The sequence below is a fragment of the Micromonospora sp. Llam0 genome (genome assembly GCF_003751085.1).
Classification (GTDB): Bacteria; Actinomycetota; Actinomycetes; order Mycobacteriales; family Micromonosporaceae; genus Micromonospora_E.
Window position 1 is genome coordinate 888,356 of sequence record NZ_RJJY01000001.1, and the last position, 11,828, is coordinate 900,183.

Annotated in this window: 11 protein-coding genes; 4 read left to right on the forward strand and 7 right to left on the reverse strand. The window is 68.7% G+C overall.

Going from position 1 to position 11,828, the window contains the following annotated elements:
* Positions 1-18: 18 nt before the first annotated feature.
* Complete coding sequence (locus tag EDC02_RS04065) at positions 19-435, reverse strand: hypothetical protein (protein WP_123604480.1); 417 nt, start codon at positions 433-435, stop codon at positions 19-21.
* Between the two features lie 42 nt (positions 436-477).
* Between EDC02_RS04065 and EDC02_RS04070 the strand changes: the two genes are divergently transcribed.
* The 3 genes from EDC02_RS04070 to EDC02_RS04080 all read left to right on the forward strand — a co-directional run bounded on the left by EDC02_RS04070 (position 478) and on the right by EDC02_RS04080 (position 4,092).
* Positions 478-1,443 carry an IS630 family transposase gene (locus EDC02_RS04070; RefSeq protein ID WP_233605725.1) on the forward strand — a complete coding sequence of 322 codons (966 nt, stop codon included), beginning with the start codon at positions 478-480 and terminating at the stop codon, positions 1,441-1,443.
* A 625-nt stretch (positions 1,444-2,068) separates the two neighbouring features.
* Entirely contained in the window at positions 2,069-3,856 is a 1,788-nt protein-coding gene (ltrA, locus tag EDC02_RS04075; protein ID WP_123600792.1) for a group II intron reverse transcriptase/maturase, read from the forward strand.
* Complete coding sequence (locus EDC02_RS04080) at positions 3,853-4,092, forward strand: hypothetical protein (RefSeq protein ID WP_233605726.1); 240 nt, start codon at positions 3,853-3,855, stop codon at positions 4,090-4,092. Before ltrA ends, EDC02_RS04080 begins: the two co-directional genes overlap by 4 nt.
* Before the next feature lie 4 nt (positions 4,093-4,096).
* Here EDC02_RS04080 and EDC02_RS04085 read toward each other — a convergent pair whose 3' ends face one another.
* The 6 genes from EDC02_RS04085 to EDC02_RS04110 form a co-directional block, all read right to left on the reverse strand.
* A complete protein-coding gene (locus EDC02_RS04085) occupies positions 4,097-5,278 on the reverse strand; it encodes a CHAT domain-containing protein (protein WP_158632044.1) in 1,182 nt (393 codons plus the stop codon).
* 26 nt (positions 5,279-5,304) lie between these two features.
* Positions 5,305-6,768, reverse strand: coding sequence for an NF041680 family putative transposase (locus EDC02_RS04090; protein WP_305036219.1), 1,464 nt, complete (start codon positions 6,766-6,768; stop codon positions 5,305-5,307).
* A 192-nt stretch (positions 6,769-6,960) separates the two neighbouring features.
* Positions 6,961-7,347 carry a hypothetical protein gene (locus EDC02_RS04095; RefSeq protein WP_123600794.1) on the reverse strand — a complete coding sequence of 129 codons (387 nt, stop codon included), beginning with the start codon at positions 7,345-7,347 and terminating at the stop codon, positions 6,961-6,963.
* A 218-nt stretch (positions 7,348-7,565) separates the two neighbouring features.
* Positions 7,566-8,231, reverse strand: a complete 666-nt coding sequence (locus EDC02_RS04100; protein ID WP_123600795.1) for a hypothetical protein — start codon at positions 8,229-8,231, stop codon at positions 7,566-7,568.
* A gap of 252 nt (positions 8,232-8,483) precedes the next feature.
* On the reverse strand, positions 8,484-9,161 hold the full coding sequence (locus EDC02_RS04105) for a response regulator transcription factor (protein WP_233605727.1): 678 nt from the start codon (positions 9,159-9,161) through the stop codon (positions 8,484-8,486).
* Positions 9,158-10,240, reverse strand: a complete 1,083-nt coding sequence (locus tag EDC02_RS04110; RefSeq protein ID WP_123600796.1) for a sensor histidine kinase — start codon at positions 10,238-10,240, stop codon at positions 9,158-9,160. The genes EDC02_RS04105 and EDC02_RS04110 overlap by 4 nt, the downstream gene beginning before the upstream one ends.
* Before the next feature lie 548 nt (positions 10,241-10,788).
* On the opposite strand from EDC02_RS04110, the gene EDC02_RS04115 reads away from it, so the two are divergent.
* Entirely contained in the window at positions 10,789-11,823 is a 1,035-nt protein-coding gene (locus tag EDC02_RS04115) for a lysylphosphatidylglycerol synthase domain-containing protein (RefSeq protein WP_158632045.1), read from the forward strand.
* Positions 11,824-11,828: the final 5 nt, after the last annotated feature.

The window sequence follows — 11,828 nt, forward strand, 5'->3', positions numbered from 1 at the left end:
GTTGTGCGGGCAGCGAATCTAGTCGTCTTCGTCGATGGGCTTGTCGGCGATGCCGGTGAGGTGAAGGCGTACAGCGCAGTCGAGGGCATCCTGCGGGCTGCCTTCGGGCTGTCCGTCGGGTAACAGGCTGTCGGTATAGGTGTCGGTCGCCGGGTCGTGGAGCGCGAAACCCCAGACGTCGTCGAACCCGAGGTACTCCAGGCGACACACGGGTACACCCTCGTCCTCGCTGGTCCAGGCGGTGACGTAGCCGTAGCCGCCGCGCCAGCGCACGGTGACTTCCTCCAGCCCGGGCCAGACGAGCGAGGCGTGATGGTCGAGATCGGCGGCGAGGCCGTCCTTGACACGCTTTCCGGGTACGGACACGACGTCCAGTGTGATCAAGTCCGGGTGTGTCGTCACGCGCCGACACACCCGAACCACGGCATCGTCCATGACCGCCACCTCTTGTCGATCATGGAATGGGGGGATTCGGTCATGTCCCGGCCGACCAGCACCGACCCGGTACGGCTGACCCGGCGCCGCCGCAGGGCCCTGACCCGCATCAGCCAACAGACCAGCGGACAGTTCCGGCGGGTCCGCCGCGCCCGGATCCTGCTCGCCGCAGCCGCCAAGGTCACGAACGCGCAGATCGCCCTACAGGTCGGCTGCACCCCGGCCACCGTCCGCAAGGTCCGAGCCGACTACCACACCCGCGGGATGCGGGCACTCGATGACCGTCCCCGGCAGGGACGCCCACCGGTCTACGACATCGACGTGCACCTGCTGATCATCGCGACCGCGACCAGCGAACCACCCGAGACCGACGCCCAGTGGACCCACCGGCTGATCGCCGAACACATCCGGCGGCACCACGGTGTTGCGATCTCACCGAGCCAGACCGGGCGGATCCTGGCCGCCGCCGACATCAAACCCCACCGGGTCCAGGGCTGGCTCAACCGCCCCGACGACCCCGGCTTCTTCACCCGCGCCGCCCAGATCTGCGCCCTCTACCAGGCGATACCCGCCGACACGGTCCTGCTGAGCGTGGACGAGAAGACCGGCGTCCAGGCCAGGTCCCGCAGATACGGCACCCGCCGCGCCGGACCGGGGCGTCCGGAACGCCGCGAGTTCGAGTACCGCCGCCACGGCACCGTCTCCCTGATAGCGGCGCTCAACGTCGCCGACGGCACGGTCCGGCCGAAGATCATCGACCGCAACGACTCGGAGACGTTCCTCGCGTTCCTCACCGACATCGACCGGGACACGCCCGACCACCTGCGTGTCCACCTGGTCCTGGACAACGGTTCCAGCCACACCTCGAAAGCCACCCGGGCCTGGCTGGCCGCGCACCCGCGCTTCACCGTGACCTACACCCCGAAACACGCATCCTGGCTGAATATGGTGGTGCGACACGCAAGTCGCATGAGTACAGCGACACTCATCGAAGGGGGTGCGGCGTGACGTCGCGGATGTAGTGTCCGGTCCCGTGCGCAAGGACCGTCCCCGCCTCGGCGTGCGTCGCGGGTAACCGCGGGGTGCGAAGCCCGGGGAAGGGCCCAAGGACTCCTGTTCCATCCAGGGGTTACCGGCTGGGGAAGACCGGACGGGTGAACGCAAGTGAACCCTCGATGACGCCTCGTCATAGGCACTTCCGCTCGATGGGACGCGCCAGCGGGAGACAGGGGCCAGCCGTTGCAAGGCGGCAGGTGCCGCTCGGAGGAATCTAGCCGGGCGGGAGCGCACCACCGTCCCCGGGGTTCAGAGGGCGCCCTACCCGGTCGTATCTGTCTCATGCGGAACGTGACAACCCCGATGGGGTCCAGACGGACAGTGATTCGGCTGGTAGGCCGCCTGTGAGGGCGGACGATGTCCCAGCGGGCGCAGGACGACCCGAGAAGCGAATGCCGGTGGCCGAAAGGCAGCGGGAAACCGGCGGCGGTGATGCTGGCTCCTCCGCCAGCGGTCGCCGGATAACCGGCCGGATAAGGGCATGTGCCCTGGCCTGAAAGGGCGCTGACGCGGGTCGGGTGAGCCTGCGGAGCTACTGCTGACCACAGCTTCGGAACCGAAGGGCAAGTTAGACACGATGACAGCTCATGCCTTCGCTTTGGCGATGGCGGCTCTCGACGTGAACGGACCGGAGGACGATCCTGCTGGCTGGGACGCCATCGACTGGCGGACCTGCGAGGACAACGTACGGCGGCTACGGCAGCGGATCTTCGCGGCGTCGCGGGACGGGGACCTGAAGAAGGTCCGGAACTTGCAGAAGTTGATGCTCCGCTCGCGCAGCAACGCCGTGGTGGCGGTGCGGCGGGTGACGGAGCGCAATGCTGGTCGCAGGACGGCCGGGGTGGACCGGCAGGTCGTGGTGACTGGGGAGCAGAAGGCCGAACTGGCCGACTGGATCCAGAACGACGCCAAGCCGTGGACTCCCCTGCCGGTCAAGCGCGTGTATGTGCCCAAGAGCAACGGCCGCCGTCGCGGCCTCGGGATTCCCGTGATCGCTGACCGGGCGCTGCAAGCCCTGACGGTGAACGCGTTGGAGCCCGAATGGGAGGCCCGGTTCGAGCCGAAATCCTACGGCTTCCGACCGGGTCGTGGCTGCCACGACGCCATCGTGGCCATCCACACGACGTCGAGCCGCACCGACGCCAAACGGCTGTGGGTGCTCGACGCCGACCTGGCGGCGGCGTTCGACCGGCTCGACCACGACCACATTTGCCGGTCGCTGGGCTGGTTCCCCGGACGGGGACTGGTCCGGCAGTGGCTGAAAGCGGGCGTGGTCGAGGACGGCCGGTTCACCCCCACCGGGGAGGGCGCTCCCCAGGGCGGGGTGATCAGTCCGTTGCTCATGAACGTTGCTCTGCACGGCATGGAGGTTGCGGCCGGGGTCCGCTACCACGTCACCGGCACCCGTGCCGGGAAGACGATGGACGGTTGCCCGGTCGTGGTCCGCTACGCCGACGATCTGATCGCCTTGTGTCACTCCCGTGAGCAGGCCGAACAGGTCAAGGCGGCACTGGCCGGATGGCTGGCGCCCAGGGGTCTGGTCTTCAACGAGGACAAGACCCGGATCACGCACCTGACCGAGGGCGTGGACTTCCTGGGGTTCAACATCCGCCGCTACCCCAACGGCAAGCTGCTGACCAAGCCGAGTAACGACGCGGTGCGACGGATCCGCAGACGCCTGTCCGTGGAGGTGCGGGCCCTGCGCGGGTCCAACGCCGACGCGATGATCGGCAAGCTCAACCCGATCATCAACGGATGGTGCGCCTACTACCGGATCGGGGTGTCCAAACGCGTGTTCAACGCGCTGGACGCCCACGCGTGGAAACTGGTCTACAAGTGGGCCAGGTTCACCCACGCGAACAAGCCGAGACGCTGGGTGGTAGCCCGGTACTTCGGCGAGTTCAACTCGTCCCGGCGCGACAGGTGGGTATTCGGGAGCCGGGAAACCGGCTACTACCTGCGCAAGTTCGCCTGGACTCCGATTGTCCGGCACCGGATGGTCGCAGGGACGGCATCACCCGACGACCCGACCCTGACCGACTACTGGACCCTGCGGCGTCGCCGCAGCAATCTCCCGGTGGACATCACCACGCAACGGCTCCTGCGAGCCCAGCACGGCCGGTGTCCGATCTGCCGAGACCTGCTGCTGCACGCCGACCACGAGCCGCGAAGCCCACGTGAGTGGGAACAATGGCTCACCGCCACCCGCAGAGCGGTCCGCAGACACGCGGTCACCGTCTGGGGAGCGGGAACACCGGACGAACGCGTCGCCAACCGCCTCATACACACCCACTGCCACCGCCGGACCACCAGCAACGGCAGCCCAGCACTTCCGCCCACCCGCGAGCCTCCAGGGCTTGCTTGAGCCGGTTGCCCGGAAAGCGGGCATGGCCGGTTCTGAGGGGGCCCCGGCGCAGCAATGCGCCGGGGCTACCCGACGAACTGGTCTTTTCGATCCTGACCCGGCGACTGCTACGCCGGGGAGAGTTCACCTCCCGCGAGCACCTCGCCAACAAGATCATCAAGTACTTCACCCACTACAACCGGACCGCGAAGCCCTTCCGCTGGACCTACGACGGCCGCCCTCTCAAGGCAGCATGACCCATCAAGAACTTTTGCGGGGCTGCACTAGGAGGTCGTCCAGCGACGGATCAGCGATGCGCCATAAAAGCGGGACCGAAGTGCCATCCGGCAGGGTATCGAGGGGATCGGAGCGCAGATTCTCGTCGAAATCATCAAGAATGAGAAGGGTCGGTGCCCTGTTCGCTGACTCGGTCTGCCCGGCTCCTGCCACCGCAGTGATCACGGATCCGGAATCGACGCAGCCGCTGAGGATTACCGTCCTCAGTCCGGCTCGGAGCTCGGTAGCCCGGTCGACCAGAGCAGCGGCCAGGGCACTCTTGCCGAGGCCGCCGAGGCCGTACAAGAGGATGCCATTGGCGGCAGGGGCGATATCGGCTTCGTCGCTGCCATCGCCCGCCAGGAGGCCGGGAATCTTCCGTAGTTCCCATCGCCGCCCGACGAACCTGTCGTTGGTCTGGTCGGTGCCATACACTCGACTGCCGGGAGCGGTGGTCGAGGCACCTTCGGAGAGTGGTGCCACCACCGGTTCCCCACACAGTAGGGACACCACTGACCACTCGTCGAGTCCTGCCACCACGCGATCGACCGGGTTCGTTGCGGCCTGCAGGGTCTCCTGGACGCTACGGCGGGCGACAGCGATCGCCGCGACCAGGTCAGGGTGGGAAGCCTTGGCGAGCTCAGCGTACACCTGCGCAAAGAAGTGTGTGGAGAACCGGTCGGAAAGCGTGCCCTGGGTCGCGACCACGGCCGGGACGCCGCCCGAAGACAGGGCGCTGGCGAAGGAACTGCCAAATGGCTCGGAGAATACATCGCCCTGGCAGGAGGCGAGGCTGATGATCGGAGGTAGCGGTGCCTCGGCGGCGCAAGCTTGCAGGAACACCGACGATGTCACCGCGACTGCGTCGCCCGCGTCATCTTCGAGGTGCAACAGGCCAGGGGAACCGTGTGCGTGCACATGCAGCACGTGTGGGAGGTGGTCGCGCAGGCCTGCGGCGATCGCGCCGATCGTGGCAAATCGTACCTCCTTGACCTGGGCGTCGTAGGTCCGAGCCTGCCCGACCGCTTCGATGACCGCTCGCAGTTCCCGCTCGTAGTCGAGAAGTTGGCCGCCACCGGTCAGCGGTGACGCGATAGCGATCAGGATCCTCAGCGGACCGGGCAGCGGACGGACGGAAGGCGCCCCGCTGTGCCGATAGAAGTGCACACTGCGGTGCAGCCCTAGCTTGATCTTTAACCTGTGCGGCGTGGTCTGGGATTGGCCGATTTTTTCTTTCTGGAGGTCGTCTTCCCGGTTTGGCTGCTGGTGACGGTGTGGACGTCGTAGCGGCGGGTGGGGTGACGGTTGGGTGTGCCGGGTGGTCGTCCGGGGCCTGGCCGGGTGGGTTTCGGCGCGCTGGCGGGGCAGGTGCTTGTCGGACGTAGGTGCCGAAATCCGCGGCGGACCCGGGATGGGGTGAGCCGTTCGGGTGGCGCTGGTCGTTCCCATGGGTGACGCAGGTCGGCGGCCAGTGGCCGGGCCAGCCTCAGCTGCGTGTAGGCGGCGATGATCAGCCAGGTCCACCGGTCGGCGGCGTGCGGGTCGCGCAGTTTCGGCACTGTCCAGCCGAGGGTCTGCTTGAACAGCCGGAACGTGTGCTCGATGTCGAAGCGGCGTAGGAACGCCTGCCACAACAGGTCGATCATCGCCGGATCCGGGCTGGGATCGTGGCCCGGCTCGTGGTCGATACCGGTGGACCACCACAACCATACCGGTTTCGCGGTCGCGCCCGACGGCAGCCGCCCGACGTCGAGACGGATCACGGTGCCTTCCAGGATCGGCAGTGCAGGGCAGTCGGTCCAGGCCGCGCGGCGGGTCAGTCTCGGATGCAAGCGGTGCCAGGCTCGGGCGGTGACGGTGCCGTAGAGGCGGGTATCGGTCACCGTGGTCACATCCGGGGCACCCCAACTGCGGGGGTCGCCGAAGATGAACTCGGCGCCGTGGCGGGGCAGCCGGCCCCGCCGGCCGGGCAGCGGTGGTGGCGCGGGTCGGCGCAGGACCCTGTCCGAGCGCAGCCTGGCCAGGACGCGCACCGGCAGGTCCCGCAGCAGCCAGGCCAGGCGGGCCGCGTCGTAGCCTGCGTCCATCACCACCCAGACCTGCGGATCGCCGGGCCGCCAATGGCCGGCGGCGATCAACCGGCCGACCACGTCCCGCAACTGGGCGGCGGTCACCGCCGCCAGATCCGCACCCGGAGCCAAGCGGACCGCGTCCAGCGGTGCGGTCCACGAGGTGCGGCCGGTCTCCAACGCCACAACGAACGCATACGGCCAGCCCGGAACTCCGATGTGCTGGTCCCTGCCACGGCCGTAGGTGTGACACAGGATCCGCTCCGGCGACGTGTGCGCCTCCGGCCGCAGCCAGCACGTCACATCCACGGCCAGGACGAGCCGCCCGTCAGCCGCCCGCGGCGGCGGCACCGCCGCCACCGCCGTACGCAGCCGTTGCACGTCAACCCGCCCGGCGGCCAAGGCGTCGTACAACGCGCCGTGCCCACGGCGGTACTCCGCTACCAGCGACAACCCGGGCAACGACCGCACCGGCCCATCCGCGCACAACACCGCGTCGGTCAACTCGAACAACGCATCCGACCGCCGTGACAGGGCCTGGTGGAAGTCCCGCCGAAACCCGGCCAACACCTCCGCCGGATCCCTCACCGGCCCGGTCGAGACAGAGCCGGGTAACACCAGCCCACTCAGATGGTCCAAAATCGTGGCCACGGCCACCGCCTTGATCTCGCGTCCTTGCCAGGGAACCCGAAGATCATCAACGGTGGCCGTTCCCACGTCAGCCCGACACGCCGGAATCCTCACAGGAGCAACCGGCGCCCGCCACCGACGGGTTAAAAATCAAGCTAGCGGAACGCTGGAACGTAGCTCCGGCAGCGCCTCCCACGGCAGTTGGCCTCCGCCGGCCGCAGCCAGGTCGTCCGACAACAGCAGGCCGAGCCGAAGCGCGGCTCCGTCGGACTCCGCGCCGGTGATTGCCTGCGACAGAACTGTGTTCACCTGCGCAGGCAGGAACTCCTCGGCAAGCCGTTCGGCCGCGACCTTCAACAGTTCGGTGACCGATGGTTGGTGGTCGTCGTCGACACCGGCCGTTCGCATGTGCCGAGCACGTGCTCGTCGAAGGTCGGCGACCGCGTTACGGATACCTTCGGTGATTCCGCGATGCGCGGCGGTCGTGGTGCCACGATCGGTCCGCAGCGCGACGTGGCTCTGGTCGATCTGCAGCATGGCGCTGTGGATCAGCGACGACCTCAACGGCCGTCTTTGCGGCGCGGAGGCGGCGCCGCTCCTTCATCGCGATCTCGATCCGGCCGGGGGACGGGTCTCGGGGGGTTACACACGTCGCATTTGAAGGCAACTGCTCCGTGTGGGCATTGCGGCGACAAGGGCTCATCGCCGCGGCTGGGTAGGGTCACGGACGTCTCCTATCGGGTCGGCGGGACTCGTCAGGGCTCTTGGTCGGAATGAGCCGCGCGGCGGCGCCGGTGCAGCAGGACCTCGTCGCGTACCGTCCAGATGATCTCGGCAAGGGACACGCAACCGGCCAGCCCGGTCCCGGCCCAGCGCCACGCTGCCTCCCCTGCGCTCAGCGGGGTGTTCCCGCCGTAGCTCTCGGGGGGCGCTAGAGCCAAGGCGATTGCGATGAACAACAGGGCGATTCCGGCGTTGTATGACAACTGGGTGCGCCGATGCCAGCGCCGCCACCGCAGCATGTCGTTGCGTTGCACGCGGGCGCGCAGCCTTTGCTCGGCAGGGGGAGCGAGTACGGTGGTTAGCCGTCCCCACGCCTCCACATCGGCCTTCGAGTAGAGGACGGCGCGTCCACGGAAGCCGAACTGAACGCACATCACCAGTACGGCGCAGACCACGACCAGGGTGGTGAGCGTCGCGCCCGGCCATCGAAATGAGGTGGGCGCCTGTGCGACGACGCCGAGGAGCGCTAGCGAAAAGCCGGCCAGGAGCGGTGCAGCCACTCCCGTCTTGGCGTCATAGGCGGCAGGCTGCCCGAAGTCACCGGGCCCGGTCCAGATCGTCTCAGCTTTTCCTTGATGGTCCACGACATCTGGCTTGCCTGTGCCGTCCGCGCCAGCGACCTCGGTGGAGGATGTCATCGGTACCGGTCCGTCGCCGACGATCGGAAGTCTCCCATGTCGACATTGTCACGGTCGGCCTCCGCAGAGTCCAGCGTTCGCCAGTTCGGTTGCCCCGGCCGATGTGGACGTCCGGCCCCACCGTGCTGTGACACCGTGAACGGCCGACCCGATCCGGTGTTGAGCCAATACGGAACCCGGTCCGTGCGTCGGGCGTCCGATCGGCGACGGCGACGGGGATGCGCCGAAACCCGGCGAGGCGTGCGAGCTCGGTCAGCTGACCGGTGCCTGCGGGACCGGCTTGATCAGCCGCGCCGCGGTGGCCTTGCGGACCGCGTCGACCCGCGACACCGCGTGCAGCTTCGCGTAGATGTTCGTCAGGTGCCGTTTGACGGTAGCCTCCGTGATGCCCAGCCGCCCGGCGATCTGGGCGTTGCTCAGCGCGTCCGCGGTCAACCGCAGCACCTCCAACTCCCGATCGGTCAACGGTGGCGTGGCGCGCGGTCGCTGCCGGTCGAGCCGTTCCACGGTTGCGCGGGACACCGCCAGCAGGACGTTCTGCACGGGCCGGCGTACCACCGACCGGACGGCGGCGACGAGTTCGTCCCGCAGGATCGTCTTGAGCAGGTACGCGACCGCGCCGGCCGCCAGCAGTTCGGACACGAGGTCCGGGTCGTCGTGCATGGTCACCACGACGACCCGGGTCTGCGGGGCAGCCCGGCCGACCTGGCGGACGACGGCGGCGGCGCCGAGGCCGGGCATCTCGACGTCCAGCAGCAGGACGTCGGGTCGTAACCGGACGCACACGGCTACCGCCTCCGGCCCGGTCGATGCCTCGCCGACGACCGTGAATCCGGCATCGGTGCAGAGCATCTCGCGGATGCCGTCGCGCATCAGCGTGTGGTCGTCGGCGAGACAGACCCGGATCTGCTGCCGGTCCGGGGCGGTCAAAGCCCGCTCTCCAGCAGCGGGACCCGTACCTCGACTCGGGTGCCCTTACCTGGCTCGCTGACGACGGCGAGTCGTCCTCGCAGCAGCAACGTCCGTTCCCGCATCGACGGTAGTCCGCCGCCGGCCCGGTCCGGTCCACCCGGGTCGAAGCCCCGTCCGTCGTCGGAGACCACGGCGCGCACCTCGGTGGCAGCTACGTCGACGGTGACGTCCAGTTGGCTCGGCGCTGCGTGGCGTAGCGCGTTGCGGACCGCCTCGCGCAGGATCAGGTAGAGCTCCTCGGTGGTGTCCGGCGGTAGGGCCTTGGCGTCGCCGGTGATGCGCAGCGAGGCCCGTACCGATGGTGGTGTCGTCACCTTCAGGTAGTCGCGCAGCGCGCTCGCGAGGCCCTCCTCGCCGACACAACAGCGGAGTTCGGCGGACAGTTGCTGCACGGTACGCACCGCCTCGCCGAGGTACTCGACCGCGCTGTCGAGATGGGCCCGCGCACGCGCCTGGTCGTGCTCGGCGTAGTGCCGGTTCAGGTCCAGCCGGTGCAGCGTCAGGCTCATGCCGTGCAGCACCCGGTCGTGCAACTCCCGAGCGATCCGTCTTCGCTCCTCCTGCCGGGACTCCTGCAGTTTTGCCATCAGGAACGTCACGTAGGACATGGAACCGATGGCGACCCGCGCCATGATCGCCTTATGGAACAGATTGCTGATCCGGGTCGCGCTGATGCTGTCGGAGGGGTCGAATTCGCGATTGATGATCGGCAGGCCGACCTCGAACAACGTGATGGCGGCGCGTAGCGACTCCACCGGGTGGATGCCGTGCTCGGCCCGCTGCGCACCGATTTCGACACTGGACAGCCGAGCCTCGCCCGTCAGCGCTACCCGGGGTGCGTCCGGCAGTTCGAGCTGAGCCGCCACGTCGTCGAGGACCGACGCGACCTGGCCGGCGAGCTGTTCGACGACCTCCGGCCGGCTGATCAACTGGTTGCCCTGCTGCCGTAGCGCCGTGGTGAACGCGACGAAGATTTCGTCGAGGATCCCCGTGGTGTCCGGGCTACGGGCCGCGTCCGCGTCACGCCCAGTTGTCAAGAGGCCTCCCCGTCGACGCCTGTCACGGAGACTTATGATAGCGCTCCCGACTGGAACATCCACCCCTTGCCGGGTTTTGCGTGTCGGGATTGGATAAACCCTGCTCAGGCCGCTTGGATGTGGCCTCTGGTCAAGATGTATGCAGACCATAAACATCGTTTTAGTAATTTACCGATATAAATCAACTGGAATCCTCCTCCGTCGGACTTGGTCGGCCAGTTTGTCGTGCTGCGGGGAAGGTGGCGAAACCTCGTCTGGCAGCCTGCGCCGGCCCGCGCGTCGTCCGACCCGGCGGTGCGCCTGCATCCCGGCTGCATCCGTACGCGCCGTTGGTCGAGGCGTCGCGCGTCCTTGGTCGTAGCCGGCGCCGCCACCTTCATGGAACCTGCCAGCGAATGGGGCTCTGCCACCTTGGCCGGCCCATGGGCCGGCCCCTACCGTCGATCCATCGACGGCCGTCGTTGTCGTGGGTCAGGTGGGCCCACGGTCGGCCCTCAGCGGGCAGCCCACCGACGAGTCGCCCGACGCGAGGAAGGGAGCAGTCCGTCATGGCCGAAGACGAGCCGGCCTCCGCCGGCCGAGAGCCGGCCCCCATCACTGCCCGGCGTGGTCGCCGGCTCGTAGGGCGACTGGTCGTCGGGGCGTTCGTGGCCGCCGTCTGCGTCGCCGTCGCGCTCGCACTACGTGACCAGGACTGGTCGACGCTCGGCCAGCTGACCCGCCCGCGGACGGTGCCGGTGCTGGCCGTGGCGCTGGCGGTCACCTCGGGCGGCCTGCTCTGCGCCGCCCGCGCATGGCTGCTGACCATCTCCGCGACCGGCGCACCGGTGCCGGTCACCGCCGGGGTCCGGATGTTCTTCGTCGGCTTCCTCGGCAAGTTCCTGCCTGGCCGGGTCTGGGGACTACTCGCCCTGCTCAAGCTCGGCGAGCGGGCCGGGGTGAGCCATCCCAGGATGGCGGGAATCTACCTGGTGAACGTGGTGGTGGTGCTGCTCAGCGGTGGGGCCGTCGGCCTGCTGGTCGCGCCGGCCCTGCTCGGCGTCCACTCCCTCTGGTGGTTCCCGGCTCTCGGCGCACTGCTCGTGCTGCTTTTCGTCCGGCCGGTGCTGATCGACCGGGTGGTCGCCGTGGCGGCCCGGCTGGCCCGTCGGCAGCAGCCGGCGCGGATGGCCAGGCCGGAGCACCTACGGCGGTCGATCGGCTGGCAGACGGCCTCGTGGGTGCTGTTCGGGGTGCACGTCTGGCTGGTCGCCACCCTGCTGGGTGCCGCGCCGGTCAGGGCGCTGCCAGTGGCGCTGGGAGCCTTCGCGATCGCCAGCGTGGCCGGCACCCTGGCGGTGTTCGTTCCGGACGGCGTCGGGGTGCGGGACGTGCTGCTGATCGCCGCCCTGACCACCGTATTACCGCTGCCGGCGGCGGTCACCACCGCCATCGCCAGCCGGGTGCTCTGCACTCTCGCCGAAATCCTCACCGCCGGGGCCGCCCTGCTCGGCACCGCGCTGCACGACCGGCGCGCCGCACGCGCGGCCGCCACGTCGGCGGACACCCGGGCCGAACGGTCCACGGCCCCGGCTTCGTTCTGACCCGC